Annotated in this window: 21 protein-coding genes and 1 pseudogene; 16 read left to right on the plus strand and 6 right to left on the minus strand. The window is 60.2% G+C overall.

Annotated features, from left to right (window positions below; all coding sequences use genetic code 11):
• Window positions 1-34: 34 nt before the first annotated feature.
• The 3 genes from ACYBHZ_RS09490 to ACYBHZ_RS09500 are packed head-to-tail and all read left to right on the plus strand — an operon-like array spanning window position 35 to window position 2,275.
• Window positions 35-463, plus strand: a complete 429-nt coding sequence (locus ACYBHZ_RS09490) for a PaaI family thioesterase (protein ID WP_460274027.1) — start codon at window positions 35-37, stop codon at window positions 461-463.
• Window positions 460-957, plus strand: a complete 498-nt coding sequence (locus ACYBHZ_RS09495; protein ID WP_460274028.1) for a PaaI family thioesterase — start codon at window positions 460-462, stop codon at window positions 955-957. The genes ACYBHZ_RS09490 and ACYBHZ_RS09495 overlap by 4 nt, the downstream gene beginning before the upstream one ends.
• Window position 958: 1 nt before the next feature.
• Entirely contained in the window at window positions 959-2,275 is a 1,317-nt protein-coding gene (locus ACYBHZ_RS09500) for an MATE family efflux transporter (protein ID WP_460274029.1), read from the plus strand.
• A 9-nt stretch (window positions 2,276-2,284) separates the two neighbouring features.
• On the opposite strand, the gene ACYBHZ_RS09505 is transcribed toward ACYBHZ_RS09500, so the two are convergent.
• The 3 genes from ACYBHZ_RS09505 to ACYBHZ_RS09515 are packed head-to-tail and all read right to left on the minus strand — an operon-like array spanning window position 2,285 to window position 3,997.
• Complete coding sequence (locus ACYBHZ_RS09505) at window positions 2,285-3,358, minus strand: quinone-dependent dihydroorotate dehydrogenase (protein WP_460274030.1); 1,074 nt, start codon at window positions 3,356-3,358, stop codon at window positions 2,285-2,287.
• Window positions 3,359-3,706: a DUF952 domain-containing protein gene (locus ACYBHZ_RS09510; protein ID WP_460274031.1), complete on the minus strand. Its 348-nt coding sequence runs from the start codon at window positions 3,704-3,706 to the stop codon at window positions 3,359-3,361. It abuts the gene before it with no gap.
• A 60-nt stretch (window positions 3,707-3,766) separates the two neighbouring features.
• Complete coding sequence (locus tag ACYBHZ_RS09515; protein WP_460274032.1) at window positions 3,767-3,997, minus strand: hypothetical protein; 231 nt, start codon at window positions 3,995-3,997, stop codon at window positions 3,767-3,769.
• A gap of 78 nt (window positions 3,998-4,075) precedes the next feature.
• On the opposite strand from ACYBHZ_RS09515, the gene ACYBHZ_RS09520 reads away from it, so the two are divergent.
• From ACYBHZ_RS09520 to ACYBHZ_RS09560, 9 genes and pseudogenes are all read left to right on the plus strand, one after another.
• On the plus strand, window positions 4,076-4,678 hold the full coding sequence (locus tag ACYBHZ_RS09520) for a TetR/AcrR family transcriptional regulator (protein WP_460274033.1): 603 nt from the start codon (window positions 4,076-4,078) through the stop codon (window positions 4,676-4,678).
• A gap of 127 nt (window positions 4,679-4,805) precedes the next feature.
• Window positions 4,806-6,368, plus strand: a complete 1,563-nt coding sequence (locus ACYBHZ_RS09525; protein WP_460274034.1) for a bifunctional metallophosphatase/5'-nucleotidase — start codon at window positions 4,806-4,808, stop codon at window positions 6,366-6,368.
• Window positions 6,369-6,475: 107 nt separating this feature from the next.
• Window positions 6,476-6,949, plus strand: coding sequence for a GFA family protein (locus ACYBHZ_RS09530; RefSeq protein ID WP_460274035.1), 474 nt, complete (start codon window positions 6,476-6,478; stop codon window positions 6,947-6,949).
• Entirely contained in the window at window positions 6,950-7,255 is a 306-nt protein-coding gene (locus ACYBHZ_RS09535; protein ID WP_460274036.1) for a DnaJ family domain-containing protein, read from the plus strand. It abuts the gene before it with no gap.
• A 228-nt stretch (window positions 7,256-7,483) separates the two neighbouring features.
• Window positions 7,484-8,161 (plus strand): SOS response-associated peptidase, encoded by a 678-nt coding sequence (locus ACYBHZ_RS09540; protein ID WP_460274037.1) that lies wholly within the window; start codon window positions 7,484-7,486, stop codon window positions 8,159-8,161.
• Entirely contained in the window at window positions 8,158-8,574 is a 417-nt protein-coding gene (locus tag ACYBHZ_RS09545; RefSeq protein ID WP_460274038.1) for a PaaI family thioesterase, read from the plus strand. Before ACYBHZ_RS09540 ends, ACYBHZ_RS09545 begins: the two co-directional genes overlap by 4 nt.
• Before the next feature lie 80 nt (window positions 8,575-8,654).
• The gene (locus ACYBHZ_RS09550) at window positions 8,655-8,861 is read left to right on the plus strand and encodes a YgaP family membrane protein (RefSeq protein WP_460274039.1); all 207 of its coding nucleotides are present in this window, start codon (window positions 8,655-8,657) and stop codon (window positions 8,859-8,861) included.
• A 67-nt stretch (window positions 8,862-8,928) separates the two neighbouring features.
• Window positions 8,929-9,087: pseudogene (locus tag ACYBHZ_RS09555) on the plus strand (integrase core domain-containing protein); the annotation flags it as partial.
• 113 nt (window positions 9,088-9,200) lie between these two features.
• Window positions 9,201-10,184 (plus strand): asparaginase, encoded by a 984-nt coding sequence (locus tag ACYBHZ_RS09560; protein WP_460274040.1) that lies wholly within the window; start codon window positions 9,201-9,203, stop codon window positions 10,182-10,184.
• Window positions 10,185-10,243: 59 nt separating this feature from the next.
• Here the strand turns inward: ACYBHZ_RS09560 and ACYBHZ_RS09565 are convergent, their stop codons facing one another.
• Genes ACYBHZ_RS09565 through ACYBHZ_RS09575 form a run of 3 tightly spaced genes read right to left on the minus strand, consistent with a single transcriptional unit; the run spans window position 10,244 to window position 13,343 of the window.
• Window positions 10,244-11,284 (minus strand): HlyD family secretion protein, encoded by a 1,041-nt coding sequence (locus ACYBHZ_RS09565; protein ID WP_460274041.1) that lies wholly within the window; start codon window positions 11,282-11,284, stop codon window positions 10,244-10,246.
• Complete coding sequence (locus ACYBHZ_RS09570; RefSeq protein ID WP_460274042.1) at window positions 11,281-12,921, minus strand: efflux MFS transporter permease; 1,641 nt, start codon at window positions 12,919-12,921, stop codon at window positions 11,281-11,283. Before ACYBHZ_RS09570 ends, ACYBHZ_RS09565 begins: the two co-directional genes overlap by 4 nt.
• On the minus strand, window positions 12,918-13,343 hold the full coding sequence (locus tag ACYBHZ_RS09575; RefSeq protein ID WP_460274043.1) for a MarR family winged helix-turn-helix transcriptional regulator: 426 nt from the start codon (window positions 13,341-13,343) through the stop codon (window positions 12,918-12,920). Before ACYBHZ_RS09575 ends, ACYBHZ_RS09570 begins: the two co-directional genes overlap by 4 nt.
• A 250-nt stretch (window positions 13,344-13,593) precedes the next feature.
• On the opposite strand from ACYBHZ_RS09575, the gene ACYBHZ_RS09580 reads away from it, so the two are divergent.
• Genes ACYBHZ_RS09580 through hypF form a run of 4 tightly spaced genes read left to right on the plus strand, consistent with a single transcriptional unit; the run spans window position 13,594 to window position 19,613 of the window.
• Window positions 13,594-14,925 (plus strand): PAS domain-containing sensor histidine kinase, encoded by a 1,332-nt coding sequence (locus ACYBHZ_RS09580; RefSeq protein WP_460274044.1) that lies wholly within the window; start codon window positions 13,594-13,596, stop codon window positions 14,923-14,925.
• Window positions 14,922-15,917 carry an NADH-quinone oxidoreductase subunit B family protein gene (locus ACYBHZ_RS09585; protein WP_460274045.1) on the plus strand — a complete coding sequence of 332 codons (996 nt, stop codon included), beginning with the start codon at window positions 14,922-14,924 and terminating at the stop codon, window positions 15,915-15,917. The genes ACYBHZ_RS09580 and ACYBHZ_RS09585 overlap by 4 nt, the downstream gene beginning before the upstream one ends.
• A complete protein-coding gene (locus ACYBHZ_RS09590; RefSeq protein ID WP_460274046.1) occupies window positions 15,910-17,343 on the plus strand; it encodes a nickel-dependent hydrogenase large subunit in 1,434 nt (477 codons plus the stop codon). The genes ACYBHZ_RS09585 and ACYBHZ_RS09590 overlap by 8 nt, the downstream gene beginning before the upstream one ends.
• An 11-nt stretch (window positions 17,344-17,354) precedes the next feature.
• Window positions 17,355-19,613, plus strand: a complete 2,259-nt coding sequence (gene hypF / locus ACYBHZ_RS09595; RefSeq protein ID WP_460274047.1) for a carbamoyltransferase HypF — start codon at window positions 17,355-17,357, stop codon at window positions 19,611-19,613.
• Window positions 19,614-19,626 lie beyond the last annotated feature (13 nt).

A 19,626-nucleotide genomic window follows, 5' to 3' on the forward strand; every position in this document is an offset into this window, starting at 1 on the left:
GGGCCAACTTGTCCAAAAGGTCACATTTTTCGTCATGGATGACGCGCGCACCAAAATAGCACGCCAATTTATCGAGAGCCTGCCGCATTGCACCGCTTTGGGCATGTCGCTCGAAACGATTGGCGAAGGGGAGGCTGAAATCCTCATGCCTTATGCCGAAAAGCTGGTCGGCGATCCCGAAACAGGAGTCATTCATGGCGGCGCGATTTCCGCGCTGATGGATACCTGTGCCGGGGCGTCCGTTATGAGCCATCCGAAAGCGGGCTTTGCCACTGCAACGCTTGACCTGCGGATCGATTATATGCGGGCGGCGAAGCCCGGCGCGACCATTGTGGCCCATGCGATCTGTTACCATGTCACGCGCGCCGTCGCCTTCGTGCGAGTGTCTGCCAATGACGGAACGTCCGACGTCCCCGTCGCCGCAGCCACCGGCGCGTTTACCGTCGAAAGGGGCAAATCATGAGCCGTCCCAAGCCCGAACCCGTTCAGGTCGTCAAAGAACGCCGTGATGCCGCGCTGGCCGAGCTTGTCTCCCGCGTGCCCTATATTTCCTTCATGGGGTTTCAGTTCGAACGCCGTGGCGATGAATTGACCGCAGTCATGCCCTATCGTCCCGATCTGATCGGCAATCCGATGCTGCCAGCACTGCACGGCGGGGCTCTGGCCGCCTTCCTTGAGGTCACAGCGTTGATTTCGCTGAGCTGGTCGATGGTCTGGCCCCAGATCGAAGGGGGCACGACGGTCGATGTCCTGCCGAAACTGCCGAAAACCATTGATCTCACCGTAGACTATTTGCGCTCGGGGTTGCCGCGTGATGCCTATGCCCGTGCCGAGATCACCCGTGCCGGACGGCGCTATGCCTCCGTTCAGGTCGAAGCTTGGCAAGATAATCGCGTCCGTCCGACTGTGCAGGCCTTGGGGCATTTTCTGATGCCCGATGGGCTGAAAGACGCTTGAAATGACTGATGCGCCGATTGAGTTGAGCCACCGGCGGGTGCTCCAAATCGCCATTCCCATCGTGCTCTCCAACGCGACCGTTCCGATCCTCGGCGCGGTGGATACCGGCGTTGTTGGCCAGATGGGGGAGGCGGCGCCGATTGGCGCGGTGGGCATCGGTGCGATTATCCTTGCCTCAATCTACTGGATTTTCGGCTTTCTGCGGATGGGCACCACCGGGCTTGTCTCGCAGGCGCGTGGGGCCGGGCAACCGGGCGAGGTCGCAGCCCTTTTGACGCGGGCTTTGATGATCGCCTTCGCGGGTGGTTTGGCGTTGATCCTGCTTCAGGTGCCGGTCCTTTGGCTGGCCTTTCAACTCTCGCCCGCCACGCCCGAAGTCGAAACCCTTGCCCGCAGTTACATCTCGATCCGTATCTGGTCCGCGCCCTTCGCCATTGCGATCTATGGGCTGACCGGCTGGTTGATTGCCCAAGAACGCACGCGCGGCGTTCTGTTGCTGCAACTTTGGATGAACGGTCTCAACATCGGGCTCGATCTTTGGTTCGTTCTCGGACTTGGTTGGGGCGTTGAAGGCGTTGCGATTGCCACGGTCTGCGCCGAAGTCACGGGTGCGCTCTTCGGGCTGTGGCTGTGCCGGGATGCCTTCGCCAACGCGGTCTGGCGTGATTGGGCGCGGGTGTTTGACCGCGCGCGTCTGCTGCACATGCTTCAGGTGAACACGGACATCATGATGCGCTCTGTGTTGCTTCTGGCGGTCATGGTGAGCTTTACGTTTTTCGGGGCGGGGTTCGGCAATCTGACCTTGGCCTCGAACCAAATCCTGATGCAGTTCATCGAGATCACCGCCTATGCGCTCGACGGTTTCGCCTTCGCCGCAGAAGCGATCGTTGGTCACGCCATGGGCGCACGCTCCCGCGCTGCGCTGCGTCGGGGGGCGCTTTTGGCGTCCTTCTGGGGGCTTTTGGCGTCCGGTCTTTTGGCGCTTGGGTTTGCTCTGTTCGGCGGCGCGATCATCGATTTGATGACGACGGCAACTGACGTCCGGATCGAAGCCCGCAGCTATCTGCCTTGGATGGTTGCCGCGCCGATCCTCGGTTTGGCGGCATGGATGCTTGACGGGATTTTCATCGGCGCGACACGCACGCGCGATATGCGCAACATGATGGTGCTCTCGCTGCTGGCCTATCTGCTGGCCGTGGCGGTTTTGATCCCGATGTTCGGCAATCACGGCCTCTGGGCAGCGCTGATCATCAGCTACATCGCGCGTGGTGTTACGCTGTTCTGGAAATATCCGGGTTTGGAGCGCGCAGTGCTGTGATCCGGGGCGTTAAAGCCACGGATCGCGCTGTGTGCCCACCGCTTCGCTGACGTTGTCGAAGCCGTCTTTTTTCAAAAGCTCGTCCAGACCGCGCGCGATGCGCGGGGCCAGTGACAGCCCGTGATAGACCATCGCGGAATACACTTGCACGAGCGACGCGCCAGCGCGGATTTTGGTGTAGGCATCAAGCGCAGAGCTGATGCCGCCCACGCCGATGAGCGGCACGTCCCCGCCCAAATCGCGCGACAGTTGCGCGAGCACGCGGGTGGATTTTTCGAACAACGGTCGTCCGGACAGGCCGCCCGCCTCGGTTTTGTGAGAGGATTTCAATCCATCGCGAGACAGGGTGGTGTTCGTGGCGATCACCCCGTCGATGCCGGATTTGCGGGCCACCTCGGCGATCTCCGACAGCTCGGTGCGGTCGAGGTCCGGTGCGATTTTCAGCAGAACGGCCACGTTGTGAGACAGGGCCTTTCGGGCATCCATGACGCCCGCCAGCAAGGCTTCGAGCGCTTCCGGCCCTTGCAGGTCGCGGAGTTTTTCCGTGTTCGGGCTGGAGACGTTCACCGTCGCGAAGTCGATGAAATTGCCGCAATGGCTCAGGACTTTGGCGAAATCGGCAGCGCGGTCGTCGCTGTCCTTGTTGGCACCCAGATTGAGGCCAACGGGAATTTCAGTGCGGTGATGGGAATGGCGGCAGCGGGCGAGACGGTTGGTGATCTCTTCCATGCCGTCATTGTTGAAACCGAAGCGGTTGATCACGGCTTTGTCTTCGGTCAGGCGGAACAGGCGCGGTTTCGGATTGCCGGGTTGCGGGCGCGGCGTGGCGGCGCCCAGTTCAATGAAGCCGAAGCCCGCGCGCGAGAGCTGTGGGATGGCTTCGGCATTCTTGTCGAACCCCGCCGCAAGGCCGACCGGGTTGGGCATTTTCATGCCCGCAAAGGTCGTTTCCAGACGCGAGGAGGTGACAGGGCCGGGCAGGGGCGCAAGCCCCGCACGCAAGGCGGTCAGGGCCAGCTTGTGCGATGTCTCCGGGTCGAGGCGGCGCAGCATGACCATGCCGAACTGTTCGAATAGGGACATTCAGAGGTCCTCCGGGAAAATATGGCTGTCAGGAGAGGGGTCCGGGGCAAGCGGCAAGGACTTGGCCCAGAGGATGTCGTCGCGTTTCAGCGCGCGGTAGAGATGCGGGAAAAGTGCGCCGCCGCGGGAGGGCTCCCATTTGAGATGCGGTGCCAGACTGTCGCTCTCTAAGGCCAGAAGGAAGAGGTTTTCTTCGCCCGCGAACCACTTGGCGGCGGTCTCTTTGACCTGCGCGGCAGTGGAGAAATGGACATAGCCATCGGCGAGATCGACGGGGGCACCGAGGGTCTCGCCGTTGGTTTGCAGAACAGCCCATTCAGGGGCGCGGAAGATTTTGTAAATCAGCATGGCTTCCAGATGCCAGCGCCCGGGGCTTTGGTCAATGAGACTTTATGTCTTTGCGGTGGTTCAGAGCCACCGATGGCAATGTCTGTGGATGCGCGGAATGATGATGAAGACCATCGAGAGGACGATCATCGGCACCATGACGAGGTTACGTTGCCACACTTGCCAGTCTTGGGTGAACGGGGCGAGTGCATAGATCAGGGCTGTGACCAACGGGTAGACGCCGAGAAAGACGAAAAAGCTGAGGCGAATACGGTTGGGGCGCTTAGGCGGGGTGGCGGCAGACATGGACATGTGCTAACTCCAAAGAGAACGGTGCGTTTCGTTTCCTCTATATGAACGATGCGTTCCGATATGTAAAGGAGGGAGCTTGTGTCTGATCGCACAGCCGAATGTGCAGAGCCGCAAAGGCGCTCGATCGGGGCAAAGCGCAACCCGGCGACGGAAGAGGCGATCCTGACCGCCGCGCAGGATATTCTGCGCGAAAAGGGCGTCAAAGGGCTGACGATGGAGGCGGTGGCGCGCCGGGCTCGGGCCGGGAAAGCCACACTTTATAAATGGTGGCCCTCGCGTGGCGCGCTTTTGGTCTCTGTCTATGAGCGGGCCAAAGGCGACCACCGGCATCAGGACGAGGGCAACCTCATCGACACGATTGCCTGTTTCTATCGCTATGTCTTTGCTTTCTGGAGGACGCCGGAGGGCGAAGTGTTCCGCCTGATCATTGCCGAGGCGCAATCGGATGAGGACGTCGCCGAGGCTCTGGAGCGCTACCGCAAGGAACGTCTGGTGTCATTGGCTGAGGTGGTTGATTGGTCCATTGCGCGCGGAGAGCTCAGGGCCGGAATGCAGGCCAAGGTGCTGGCGGAAACCATCATGGCCGCCGCGTGGATGCGCCTGATCACCGGGCGGCTCGACACCGATCCCCGGCAGCTCGCTTCAGAGGTGCTTTGCGGCTGTCTTGTTGGAAAAGGATGATCTGCCTGTCATTTCATCGTTACAAATCTGTTACGTTGCGGATGTAGCCAATTTCTGGTTTCCGGCTTTGACTCAATGGTCAAGACCGGTCAGGTTGGAATTCATTACGTTCAACAGGGGGCAAGATATGCTCAAAAAAGTTCTCTCCACCACCGCCGTAATGGCACTGACGGCGGGTGCGGCCCATGCTGATTACACGCTGCACGTCATTCATGTGAACGATCTGCACAGCCGGATCGAACCGATCACGAAATACGACAACACCTGTGCGGCCGAAGACAATGAGGCTGGCGAGTGCTTTGGCGGTGTGGCGCGAGTGGCGACCATGATCAATCAGCTGCGCGACGAGCTTGCGGGTGAAAACTTTGTCGTTCTGAATGCGGGCGATGAGTATCAGGGCTCTCTGATGTACACGACCTATAAAGGGGACGTGGAAATCGAGATGATGAACAAGATTGGCTATGACGTCATGGCCGTCGGGAACCACGAATTCGACGATGGCGATCCGGGGCTGGCCAAGCTCTTGGACGGGGCGGAGTTCCCGGTGATTTCCGGCAATATCAATGTCTCTGTCTCCAATGTTCTGGCCGGTAAGCTCAACGATCACATCGTACTCGAAGTCGGTGGCGAAAAGATCGGCCTGATCTCTGCTCTGGCGACCGATACGGTCGAGACCGCCAGCCCCTCGGACGCGGTGGTTTTCTCTGACGAGATTGAAAGCTTGCAGCAGGATGTGGATGATCTGACCGCAGAAGGCGTGAGCAAGATCATCGCTCTGACCCATGTTGGTGTGAAGAAAGACCTTGAGATTGCAGAGAAAGTCTCCGGTCTCGATGTCGTGGTGGGCGGTCACTCCCACACGCTGTTCTCCAACACCGAAGAGGCTGACTACGCCTATCCGACCATGGTCGGCGATGTGCCGGTGGTGCAAGCCTATGCCTATTCCAAATATGTCGGCCATCTGGTGCTGACCTTCGACGATGACGGCAACGTGACGGCGGCAACGGGCGACACGATCCTTCTGGACGCGTCTGTTGCAGAAGACGAAGAGATCAAGGCTCGCGTGGCCGAACTGGCTGGTCCGATCGAAGAGTTGAAATCCAAGGTTGTGGCCGAGGCCTCCGCCGATATTGACGGCTCGCGTGACACCTGTCGCTCCGTGGAATGCCCGATGGCCAATCTTATCGCCGACGCCATGCTGGATCGTGTGAAAGATCAGGGCATCGAGATCGCCATCCAAAACGGTGGCGGTGTGCGTGCTTCCATCCCCGCAGGCGAAGTGACCATGGGTGCCGTGCTGACTGTTCTGCCGTTCCAGAACACGCTCTCGACCTTCTTCGTGCCGGGGTCTACGGTTGTCGAAGCGCTCGAAAACGGTGCGTCCCAGATGGAAGAAGGGGCCGGTCGTTTCGCGCAGGTCGCGGGTATGAGCTACACGGTTGATCCGTCGGCTGAGCCGGGCTCCCGGATTTCCGACGTGATGGTGGGCGGTGCGCCGATTGATCTGGAAAAGGTCTATGGCGTCGTGTCCAACAACTACGTCCGCAACGGTGGCGACGGCTACAAAATGTTCCTTGATGCTGAGAATGTCTATGACTTCGGGCCGGATCTGGCTGATGTCACGGCGGAATACATGATGGAGCATGCGCCCTACGAGCCCTACACCGACGGTCGCATCACCGTGAAGTAAGTTGCGGAACTGCGATGATGAAATAAGCGGTTCGATATAGACAAACGGGAAAGCCCTCGCGATCATGCGGGGGCTTTTTCTTTTGGCAGAACGGGGAGGGACGTTTCATGCACGGGCGCTGTACTTGCGGAGAGGTTGAGTTTGAACTGACGGCTCCGCCGATGATTGTGCATTGCTGTCATTGCACTTGGTGTCAGCGGGAAACCGGGTCGGCCTTTGCCTTGAACGCCTATGTCGAGACCTCGGAAGTGAAACTGACAAAGGGCGCGCCGGAAATGGTCGAGACGCCGTCGAATTCCGGGCACGGGCAGGCCATTGCGCGGTGTCCTTCTTGCAAAGTGGCACTCTGGTCGCATTACGCAGGCTCGGGTGACACTTTCGCTTTCGTCCGCTACGGGACGCTGGAGGAGCGCGCCGAGATCGTTCCGGACGTGCATATTTTCACCACGAGCAAACTGCCTTGGGTCGTCCTGCCGGAAGGCGCGCAGGTTTTCGAAGGGTTTTACAAACCGAAAGAGGTCTGGTCCGAGGAGAGCCTCGCCCGGTTTAAAGCCGCCCGAGCCCGTGCGGAGGAGGCCTAAATGGATCACCCGCTGATCGACCTGATCAATCAGAAGATCGCAGAGGCCGAAGCCAATGGTGAGTTCGACAATTTGGCGGGCGCTGGCAAGCCTTTACCGCGCGAGGACGACCCGGAGAACGCTCTGCTCAATCGGGTGATCCGTGAGAATGGTGGGGTGCCAGAGTTTGTCACCCTATCGCGCGAATTGGAAAAACTACGTGCCGAGCTGCGTGAGACGGGGGACCGAACCCGCCGCACGGAAATCATGAAAGAGATGTCTATGATGGACGCAAAGATTGATCTGGCCCGCAAAGCGCATCGGTGAGGGCTGGCGCTGAGTGCCGTGCCAAACATGGCTGACGCGTCCTCCCTTCACACCTTCCATCCCGGTGCGCTTTACCATGCATTAAAGTTAACCTGATTAACCTTAATGTGGGATGAAAACCGCGAAGGGCACCGAGGTTGACGTCGGAAAATCTGATGTCCAAATATTCAAAACCCACCCGCACAGATCGGCTCTGGTCCTCGCCGTGTGAGCGATTAAACTGCGGCCATGTGCGGACGGTTTGCGATTTCCTTTCCCAATGATGCGATGGCGCGCCTGTTTCAGGCGGCGCCCGCAAACGATTTGCCGTTCATCCCGAATTTCAATGTCTGCCCGACGACGCAAATCCATGTGATCTACCACGAAAACGTCGAGAATATGGGGCAACGCCGCCTTGTGCCAATGCGCTGGGGCTTCATCCCGCGCTGGTACAAGACGCCGACGGATGGCCCGCTTTTGATCAATGCGCGGGCAGAGACGATTGCCGAAAAGCCCGCCTTTCGCGAGGCTTGCCGTCAACGGCGCTGCCTCATTCCCGCTGATGGGTTCTACGAATGGTTCCGTCCCGAAGGGGGCGAGAAACAGCCGTGGTATATCCAGCCCTCCGGCGAAGGCCCCATGGTCTTTGCGGGCATCTGGCAGGATTGGGAACATGGCGGCGAACGCCTATCCTCCTGTGCGATGGTCACGACCGAGGCGACGGGCCGTATGGCCGACATCCATCACCGCATTCCCGTTATTTTACAGCCTGATGACTGGGGCAAATGGCTCGGAGAAGAGGGGCATGGCGCGGCACTTTTGATGAAGTCTGCACCCGATGAGAGCCTGCGCTTTCATCGTGTCGGCAAGGCGGTGAATTCCAATCGGGCCTCCGGCCCTGAGCTGATCGAGGAGATCGACGAATGAGCTATGACATGAGCAATCCGGCCAGCTGGGAACCGCTCTCCGTGGCGGCGCAGCACATTGGCATGGAGATGACCCATTGGGGGCCGGATGTGGCGCAGATGGAGATCGTGTTGCAGGAGTTCCACAAGAACCGCCACGGCATTCCTCATGGTGGCTATTATGCGATGATGCTCGATACGGCGATGGGCTATTGCGGGGCGTTTACGGGCGATCCGGAAGACAAGAAGATGACCATGACCTTGTCGATGAATATCAACTACTTGTCACGTCCCAAGGGCCAGCACCTGATCGCTGTCGGCAAGCGGATCGGCGGCGGTGCGAAGACGTTTTTCACCGAAGGAACGATTGTCGATGAGACCGGTGAGCTGATCGCGACGGGGCAGGGCACTTTTCGCGTGCGCTCTGGTGTTTGATCTATATGCAAAAACTTGAATAAGATGTCGAGGTTTGCTAATCCTGTCGCAAATCAGACATCTCATCACGGAGTAAATCCATGTCTATCGACCGCGCCGTCTTTGCCTTTGCTGGCATCATGATCATCGTCAGCGTGCTGCTGACCCAGTTCGTCCACCCGCTGTTCTTCTGGTTCACCGTCTTCATCGGCGCGAACATGTTCCAGTCGGCTTTCTCCGGCTGGTGCCCGGCGGCGAAAATCTTCGCGAAACTTGGCCTTCCGGTCGGGTGTGCTTTCAACAAGTGATCTGTCGCAGATCGTAGGATGCGGGGTTCTTCGGGGCCCCGTTTTGCTTTTTGTGTAACGTGAAAGAAAGACCGGTTCGGAGGCAAAGGCAGGCATCCGGAAATGGATAACCGTTTACAACAACCAACCCCCACATTCAGCCCTTGGCGGACGGCCACCAGCCGTGGTCTATTGGCTGAGAAATGACAAAACCCAAACCGATCAGCAGGAGCAGAGAGTAGCTTAATTTACGCCAAATTCTGTCCAAGAGATGGAGAGTAGCTCAGAGCTTGTCAGTTTCGCCGTTTCAAAAGGGCGCGTCCACTGACGTGCCAGCTAACCAGACCAAGAAAGACACCAATGAAAAACGTAGCTTTGATCGCAACAGGCGGGACGATTGCCTCTTCGGCTGACAAAACGGCCGGGGCCGTGAATGCAGGGTTGAGCGGGGAGACGCTTCTCAAAAGTCTACATCAGCCTCTTGAGGGGATCGAGGTCTCGGTCGAGAATTTCGAAGCCGCTGGCAGCTATGCGCTTGATCTCGCGACCATCCATCGGCTGTGTCGCCGGATCGACGAGGTTCTGACGGATGATGGCGTGGACGGTGTTGTCGTCACGCACGGCACCGACACGATGGAAGAGAGCGCGTTTCTCGCGTGGTTGCTTGTCCAGAGCGACAAGCCCGTCGTCTTTACCGGCGCACAACGCCACGCCGGTCAGCCCGATACGGATGGGCCGCGCAATATCTACGATGCGATTTGTGCGGCGGCGAGTGCCGCTCTTGTCGGCGTTGGTGCGGTGATCCTGTTTGAAGGCGATCTTCATGGTGGTCGCTATGTGACGAAGGCGCATACGTCGCGCGTCGATACGTTCCGGTCCGTGGGGCAGGGGAAGTTGGGAGAGGTGGATCACGGCAGGGTCTATGTCTACGCTCGCCCGGCACATCCGCGTCCGGTTTTGGAAACGCCGGCCCTCGATCCCGATGTGGAATTGATCGCGCTGGGCCTTGGCTCTACGCCGCGCCTGATGAAGCTTGCGGGCGAACATGGCGCGACGGGGATCGTGTTGTCGGCATTCGGGCGCGGCAATGCGCCGAAAGGATTTGCCGATGTGACCGAAGAATTGGTCGCGGCGGGGTGCCCGGTCGTGGTGGCGTCTCGCTGCCATGAAGGGCGCACGCAGGCGATCTATGGCAAGGACAGTGGCGGGGTCACGCTTGTCGCGAAGGGCGCTTTGCTCGCCGGAGACCTCTCCGCAGTGAAGGCGCGTTTGCTGCTCTCGGCGCTTGTGGGTAAGGGGTTGAAAGGCCCTGACCTTGCGGCGGCACTGGCCTCATATACCTGAAAGAAAAAGCGCGCGGTCCAGAAGGGCCGCGCGTTTCACTTTGGGGATAGCTTGCCGGATCAGGTCTGACTTTTGGTTTCGACTTCCACAACGACGGAGAGCCCCGGAGTGAGATGATCGGCCATCTCCTGATCGGCATCGATGGAAATCCGGATCGGCAGACGCTGGGCGATCTTGGTGAAGTTGCCGGTCGCGTTCGACCCGGACAGCAGGCTGTATTCAGAGGCCGTGGCCGGGGAGAAGGAGTCAACTTTACCGTGGAAGGTTTTCCCATGCAGGGCATCGACGGTGAAGGAAACGTCGTCGCCCAAACGAATGTCGCCGATCGCGGTTTCCTTGAAGTTGGCGACGATCCAGACGTCCTTGCCGATCTCCGTGACCAGCGACGTCCCCGCGCTCACGTATTGACCGACGCGGGCAGACACGGCCCCGAGATGGCCGTCTTGGCGGACGCGGATCACGGTGTTGTCCAGATCGATTTCGGCGAGAGCCACAGCCGCATTCGCACTGGCGATGTCCGCGTCATCGGCCGCCAGAGCCACGCGGGCGGATTTCAGGGCTTCTTGTTGCACGACGATCTGAGCTGCGGTTTGGGTCTCGGTCGCTTTCGCTTGTTGCAGGCTTTGATGCGAGGTGTCGAGATCGGATTGAGAGGCAACCCCGCGCGTGTGCAGCGTTTCGATGCGATCCCAATTCGTTTGTGCGATCTCCAGCGCCGATTTGGCAGCGTCATGGGACGCCTCAGTCGCACGCAGGCTCGCTTCTGCCGAGGACACGCTTTGCTTGCCAACTTCGAGCGCGGCTTTCGCAGAGGCGAGCTGGGCTTTGGCCTGCGCCAGTTTCTGGCGATAGATGCGATCATCAAGGCGGGCGATCACGTCGCCCGTTTTGACGGCCTGATAGTCCGTGACCTCAACGGCGCTGATGTAGCCGGAGAGCTGCGGGGCGATGGTCGTGACCTGCCCACGGATATAGGCGTTTTCCGTCGTCGGCTGAGCGGAGTTGAACGGCGGCAAATGCCATGCGTAGAGCAAAAGGAGGATACCCGCGATGCCGATGGAGACGGCAATGGCGGTCGGGAGTGCGTGCGTTTTCTTCATGTTGTAGGTTCCGTGCGGGCTTGTGCCGGATTGCGGGAAAGTTTTATGGCCTCATGCCGGGCCGCCATCAGGTCGCGCAGGACGTGAAGCAAAAGCGCGGCAGAGGCGCAGGCGGCGATGAGGAAGACTGCGAAATAGACGTCATCATAGGCCATGACAGTGGCTTGCTGGTTGGCGTCTTGGGCCATGCCCGCCACGATCTGCGCCTTGCGCATGACGGGGTCGGGGAATTGCGTGGCCAGTGTTTTCATCTGTGTCGTGATGGATGCGACGATGTTCGGATCCGACAGGGTGATTTGATCGAGCAGGGTTTGATAGTGAAGCTTGGCGCGCAGGGTTGCGAGCGTGGACAACAAGCCACTGCCGACCACGGCCCCGAGCGATTGCGTCGATATGAAGATGATCACGAAGGACAGGATGTACTGAGGCCCACGCGCGAGGGCGGACATCAGACCGGCCATCATCGCTGTGGGCATGAACAGCATGCCAGCAAAGCCGATAAGCGCTTGGCTGAGGATCAGCTGTTCCGGGCGTGTCATCACGGTCGATTGGCTGTCGAGCCACGCGCCGATCATGATGAGAACGAGTGCGGCCAGATGAAACCAGTGAACCCGCGTCGGCTTGATCCATGCGACACAGGCGAGCCCGCCCATGATGGTCGCGATGGAGACCACCTTGAAGAGCGGGATCATTTCCTGCGCCGAGACACCCATCGCAAGGAACATGCGCGGCACGGTGGAGGATTGTTCTGACAAGATGAGCCGGAACAGGAAGAGCGTGATGGTGAGGTGCAAGATCGCGGGGCTGGCGATCCAGCGGACATCGATGATCGGGGAGCTGCGGTGCAGCTCGATGACGGCGGTCGCGGCAAGTGCGGCAACCGCTGCGGCCAAGAGCCAACCGAGCCATGTCACGTCGTGCCAGTTGTACATGGGGCCAATGACAAAGCCGATCATGACACCGGCAAAGCCGAAGACGATCAGCGCGCAGCTCAGGAAATCGATGGGTTCGATGACCTTTGCGTGCGGAGTGGGGCGCAGCGGCAGAAGATAGACGAGCGACAGGGCGATCATCGCGAGACCCAAGGCGCAAAGATGCATGAGCGTCAGGCCGCCATCGCCCAACAGCATGGGGGAAATAACGCGTGAGAGCGGGGTGCCGACCATCATGGCGGTCAGGGCGGCGGGCAGGCCCAGCCGCAGTTTCCAGTTCTGAGAGAGCGGTTCCAGCATATAGAGGAATGCCAGTGTCGAAAGCGGCGCCGCCGCGATGCCGGAAAGCGTCTGGATGATGACCGCAGAACGGAAATCTGTGACCCAGAGCGAAGCGAAGGCGACGATCATGTAGAACAGGATGCTGAACTCGGCAAAGCGCCGCAGCCCGAATTGGGTGCGCAGTTTGATCAGGAGCAACGGCAAAGCAGCGCGCGGAACCATGAAGGCAACCATCAGCCAGCTGGCCTCTGTCGTCGTCATGCCCAGATCCCCGGCAAAGGCGGGAATGTTCGCGGAGACAAAACCCTGCGCCAAGCCCTGTGTCACGGCGATCATCGTGGCCGCGGCCATATAGGCCAAGGCCTGTCCGATTGGCAGGGGCGCGGGTTGCTCTGGGGTGGGTGCTGTTGTTTCGGTGCTCACTTGCTGGCTCGCTCGGCAATATTGGTGGCGATTTGATCCAGCACGCGTTTTGTCAGCGCCAAGTCCTCATTCGAGATGCCTTGCAGAACCTCTGAACGCAGCTTCCTTCCAAACTCTGTCACCTCGCTGTCCTTGGCTTTCTGGGTCAGGCAGACCGCTTTCTTGCGTGCGTCTCCTTCAATGGCTTCGCGAATGACGAAACCATCGCGCTCCAGCGCATCCAGCTGCCGTTTCAGTGTCGGCGCTTCGATGTCGAGCATGGTGGCCAGCTCGCGTTGCGAGAGGCCGTCATGCCGGGCAAGCGTGGTGATGACGCGGGCGCGCGACATCGTCAGCCCCATGCCGCGGGCACAGTCGTCGAAGTGATGGCGCAACGTGCGCATCACGTGCAGCAGGGAGTCGATCAGAGAGGTGTCGTGCATGGGTTGGTTAGCTTGCTAATGAATAATGTTAGCAGGCTAACTATATTTTTGCGGTGAAATGTCAAGGAGATGTCGAAAAATGCATGCAAATCTTCTGCGAGTTCGCATCGTCACCTGCTTTCAGACAGTTTTTGGGGGCGTAGTCCTTCGTGTCCTGGGGCGCTGCTACAGGTCGGGGCATGCGCGTGTGACGCCATTTCCTATTGCGTCCCCGTTCTCTGCCTGACACGCTGAGGCATCGGAGGCTTTTATGGCGAATATGTCCTCAAAACTGGGTGATGGGCTCAAGTCTGGATTTGACGACGCCGCGTGGGTTGATGTGCTCGACGCTGTCGATAAGACCTATGCCGAGCTGGTCGATTATCAGGAGCAGCTTGAGACCCGGAATGCGGAGCTTTCCAGCCTGCGCACCTTTCTCAGCTCGATCATGACCTCGATCTCTGACTATCTCGTGGTGACCGATAAGGATGGCTTCATCGCCGATCTCAGCCGGTCTTTCTGTGCCGCAATCGGCGCAGAGAAGGCCGATCTGATCGGGCGGCCGGTGGCGGAATTTTTCGAGGGCGACATGCGTAGCCGGATGACCGGCGCGATGTCCGAGGTCGCACGCGAGAAGATGGAGAAGACCTTTGAGGTCGATCTCGAAACGCTCAGCGGCGCGAGCCCCGTCGATTTTCGTGTCGCCGCCCGGCTTGATCGGCGCAAGCGCGTCACCGGGTTCATCCTGACCGGTCGGCCCTTGGGCGAGTTGCGCCAAGCCTATCATGATCTGGAGCACAGCCACGAAGAGCTGAAACAGGCCCAGACCCAGTTGGTGCGCACCGAAAAACTCGCCTCTCTGGGGCGTTTGCTTGCGGGTGTGGCGCATGAGCTGAACAACCCGATTTCCTTTGTCTACGCCAACACCCACAGCCTTCAGAAATATCTGGACCGTTTCGAGTCCTATTTCGATCAGGTGCAATCCGGCGCCAGTCGCGAAGAGCTGGTGGCGCTGCGTTCTGAACTGAAGCTGGAACGCGATCTCAAAAACCTGCGTGTCGCGATCGAAGGGGCTCGGGACGGGGCCGAGCGGGTGCGCGATATTGTTGAAGACCTGCGCCGCTTGTCTGCGGAAGGCTCGGGCGAGATCGCGCCTTTCGATCTGACGCAGACCGCACAGATCGGGGCGCAATGGGTGCAGCGCGGTTTGAAACGTCAGATGAAAGTCACGGTCGAGGGCGAAAGCCCCTGTCTCGCGCTGGGCCGGTCGGGCCATGTGCAACAGGTGATCATGAATCTCGTCCAGAACGCCGCCGATGCGATGGCGGGCGTGGAGCAACCGGAAATCAAGGTGCTGATGTCCTATGAGGATGATCTGGCCGTGATGCAGGTCTGTGACAACGGGCCGGGCGTGCCCGAAGATCTGCGCGCCGCCATTTTCGATCCGTTCTTCACCACGAAAGAGGTCGGCCATGGCACCGGGCTTGGCCTGTCGATTTCGCAGAAGATCGTCGAGGAACATGGCGGTTCGCTGAGTTATCTCTCTGATGTGGCCGAAGGTGCCTGTTTCCGTCTCGCGTTGAAGCGGGGGGGGCGGGCTTGAATATACTCTGGCTACAATCGGGCGGCTGTGGCGGCTGCACCATGTCCTTGATGTGCGCGGAAAGCCCCAATCTGCTGGATCTGTTCGAGGCGGCTGGGCTTGAGTTCCTCTGGCACCCCTCTCTGTCGGAGGCCTCTGGTGCCGAGGTGCGCAAGCTTTTGGAGGCCATCGAGGCGGGCGAGCAAACGCTCGATATTCTCTGCATCGAAGGTTCCATCATTCATGGCCCGAAAGGCACCGGGCGCTATCATATGTTGGCCGGAACCGGGCGCTCGATGCTCGACTGGGTGCAATCACTCGCTGAAAAGGCCGAGCATGTCATCGCTGTCGGAACCTGTGCGACCTATGGCGGGGTGACCTCTGCGGGTGACAATCCGTCCGATGCCACGGGCGTACAATATGAGGGGCGGCACAGCGGGGCGGCTCTGCCATCGGATTTTCGGGCACGTGGCGGCCTTCCGGTGATCAATATCTCCGGCTGCCCGATCCATCCCGATTGGGTGACCGAAACCTTGATGCTTCTGGCGGAGGGCGAGCTTGGGCCGGAAGACCTAGACAGCTATGCGCGCCCGCGCTTCTATGCCGACAATTTGGTCCATCACGCCTGCACCAAAAACGAGTTCTACGAATACAAGGCCTCCGCCGAGGAGCTGAGCCAGATGGGCTGTATGATGGAGCATTTGGGCTGTATCGGCACGCAGGCGGTGGGCGATTGCAACATCAGGCTTTGGAACGGCGAGGGAAGCTGCACGCGGGCGGGCTATCCCTGCATCAATTGCACCGCGCCAGAGTTCGAAGAGCCGGGGCATGGCTTTACCGAGACGCCGAAATTTGCGGGCATCCCGGTGGGGCTTCCGACGGATATGCCGAAAGCGTGGTTCATGGCGCTTGCCTCTCTGTCAAAACGCGCGACGCCGGATCGGGTGGCACAGAACGCCGTCGCCGATCGCATCCTTGTTCCCCCTTCCGTGAAAAGCCGAAAAAATGACTGACGAGACAACCCTTTTGGTCGGCCCTTTCAACCGCGTGGAAGGCGATCTCGAAATTCGTCTCGATGTGGCAGACGGGCAGGTGAGCGCGGCCTATGTCAACTCGCCGCTGTTTCGTGGTTTCGAAGGGATCATGCAGGGCAAGGCCCCGATGGACGCCTTGACCATCGTGCCGCGCATCTGTGGTATCTGTTCGATCAGCCAGTCGATGGCGGCGGCGCAGGCGCTGGTCGATCTGGCTGGTGCGTCGCCCAGTCCGGAAGGCGCGAAAGTCGCGCAGCTTTTGCATATGGTGGAGAACGTCTCCGACCATCTGACGCATTTCAACCTGTTCTTCATGCCTGATTTCGCGCGCCCCATCTATCAGGGCCGGCCATGGCATGACCGCGCCATGACTCGCTTTACAGCCGCGAAAGGCTCTGCGCTCAAACGAGCGATGGAGGCCCGTGCGGCGCTCATGCATATCGTCGGGCTTTTGGGCGGAAAATGGCCCCATACGCTGGCGATCCAGCCGGGCGGGGTGACCCGTGCGCCTTCTGCGCGTGACAAGGTGCGGATCGGGGCTGACCTTGCGGCCTTCCGTGCCTATCTCGAAGAAACCGTATTCGGCGCACCTCTGGAGCATTTCATTGAGCTTGCACAGATCGAACATCTGAAGGCATGGGAGAGCGGTGACGCGGGCCTGTTCCTTTCCATTTCCAATGATCTGGCGCTTGAGGCCTCGGGCGTCGGGACGGGGCGGTATCTGTCCTTCGGTGCCTATCCCGGCCCAAAAGGCGCGCTGTTCAAGCGCGGCATCTGGCAGGGCGGAGCGCAGGGAGACCTCAATCCGGAACAAATCGTCGAGGAGATTTCCCACAGCTGGATGCTCGGCCAAGATGCACACCCGTCACAGGGGATGACGCACCCGGATGAGGATATGCGCGACGCGGCTTATAGCTGGTGCAAAGCGCCGCGCTTGGCGGGGGAGACCTTTGAAACCGGGGCGTTGGCACGACAGATCATCGACGGGCATCCTTTGGCCGTGGCGCTCGCGGCGGAAGGGTCGGTCCGGGCGCGTGTCGTGGGCCGCCTTTTGGAACTCGCCCGAACCCAGATCGAGATGGAACGCCTTTTGAGCAGCATTGACCCGCGCGAGCCTTTCATGCGGCACGTCAAACTGCCGAAAGACGGCGAAGGCGTTGGGATGGTGGAAGCGGCGCGCGGCGCTTTGGGCCATTGGATGCGTGTCGAAGGCGGGCAGATTGCGTCCTATCAGATCATCGCTCCGACGACGTGGAATTTCTCGCCGCGTGACGGGCGCGGTGTGCCGGGGCCGGTGGAGGCCGCCTTGGAAGGCGCTCCGGTGCGCGCGGGAGAAGATACGCCGATTTCGGTGCAGCATATCGTGCGATCTTTTGATCCCTGCATGGTCTGCACGGTGCACTGAGGGCGGCGGTTGTGACGGCATCGAAAAACGAAAAAGGCCTCGAAATCCGGGTGCGCGGACAGGTTCAGGGGGTTGGGTTCCGGCCCTTCGTCTGGCGGCTCGCGCGCGACATGGGATTGCGCGGCGAGGTGCTTAACGACGCTGAGGGCGTTCTGATCCGGCTGTTCGGTCAGGCCGACGGGTTCGAGGCGCGGCTGAGGGCAGAGCTTCCGATGTTGGCCCGGATCGATGCGGTCGAAAGCTCTGAGATTTCCGGTACGGCGGAGCGGTTCGAAATCGTCGCCTCGCAAGGCGGTCAGGCCCATACGCGTGTCACGCCGGACGCCGCGACATGCCCGTCCTGCCTTGCTGAAGTGTTCAACCCGAGCGAACGCCGCGCGGGATATGCCTTTACCAATTGCACCCATTGCGGGCCGCGTTTCACAATCGTCGAGCAGCTGCCATATGACCGCGCCCATACGACCATGGCGCCATTTGAGATGTGTCCGGCCTGCCGTGCGGAATATGAAAACCCCGAAGACCGCCGCTTTCATGCCCAGCCCGTGGCCTGTCCCGATTGCGGGCCGCGCCTTTGGCTTGAACCGGAGGTGGAGGGCGATCCGATGGCCGCAACGGCCGCTCTTTTGCGGTCGGGCAAGATCGTTGCGGTGAAGGGGCTGGGTGGCTTTCATCTGGCGTGTGATGCGCTGAACGCGGATGCGGTGGCTGAGCTTCGGAAACGTAAGTATCGGCCTGCGAAACCTTTTGCCTTGATGGGCACGCTGGAGATGATCCGGCGCTGGTGCCATGTCTCCGGCGAGGAAGAGGCGTTGCTCAACGACCCGACCGCGCCCATCGTTTTGCTATCGGCAAAGGACAAGCCGGAGGGGGTTGCGCCAGAAGGGATCGCGCCGGCGCAAGCAACGCTTGGCTGGATGCTGCCCTACACGCCCTTGCACCATCTGCTGATCGCGGCGGTGAGCGGGCCTTTGGTGATGACGTCTGGCAATCTGTCGGGGGAGCCGCAGGTCATCGGCAATGCAGAAGCGCGCGAAAAGCTTTCCGGTTTTGCCGATGCCTTTCTGATGCATGATCGCGCGATTGCCCGGCGGTTGGACGACTCTGTGGAGCGGATCACGCCGCACGGGCCGATGGTCTTGCGCCGTGCGCGGGGCCGTGTGCCGGGAACTCTGCCGCTGCCCGAAGGCTTTGAGACTGTGCCGCAGATCGCGGCCTATGGCGGCCAGATGAAAGGTGCGCTTTGCCTGATCAAGGACGGGCAGGCGCTTTTGGGGCATCACCTTGGCGATCTCGACGGTGCGCTGTGTTATGAGGCGTTTCTCGAGGCGGATGCGGATTATGCAGAGCTGTTCGATCATCATCCGGAGGCCGTGGCCTGTGATCTCCATCCGGAATTTCGTGCCTCAATCCATGCGCAAACGAAGGGCCTTCCGGTGGAAGAGGTACAGCACCACCATGCGCATCTGGCGGCCTGTTTGGGCGAGAACGATTGGCCTCTGAACGGAGGTAAAGTCGCCGGGATCGTGCTCGATGGTTTGGGGCTTGGTCCGGACGGAACGGTTTGGGGTGGCGAGGTTCTGCTCGGCGATTATCGAGGGTTCGAACGCAAAGCGTGGCTCAAACCAGCGCCGCTCATTGGCGGCGATATGGCCGCGAAAGAACCGTGGCGTAATGCGGTGGCGCGTTTGGATCAGGCCGATATGTCGGAGGTCGCTGATGAAGCCTTCGGCGCGCATCCTCTCGCCATGCTGAGAATGGCGCGGGACAGAGGATTGAACGCGTCGCTGTCTTCCAGTGTGGGGCGGTTGTTTGACGCCTTCGCCGCGCTCGCCGGTTTCGAGGGGGCGCAGAGCTTCGAGGGGCAGGCGGCGATGTGGCTTGAAACACTCGCGCAGCGCGTGTCGATGGAGGCTGGTGAAGCCTATCCTTTGCCCTGCGTTTCGGGGGAGCTGGATGTTTCTGCGATGATCAAAGCATGGCTCGACGGCCGGGAGGCTGACGGCAGTCCCGAAGCTGTCGCGATGCGTTTCCATGCCGGGCTTGCACAAGGTTTTGTAGCGGTCGCGCGCGGCTTGGTCGAGGCGGGAGAGGCGGAGGCCGTGGCATTGACCGGCGGTGTTTTCCAGAATGCTCTGCTTCTTGATCTGACGCTCATGGCGCTTGGGGATGTCCCTGTGCTTCTCCATAAACAGGTGCCCGCGAATGATGGCGGGCTGGCCTTTGGGCAGGCGCTCGTCGCCGCGGCGCGGCGTCTCCCGGTGGGGCGGTAAGACTCTTTCCGCT

The organism is Celeribacter sp. ULVN23_4, assembly GCF_054788345.1.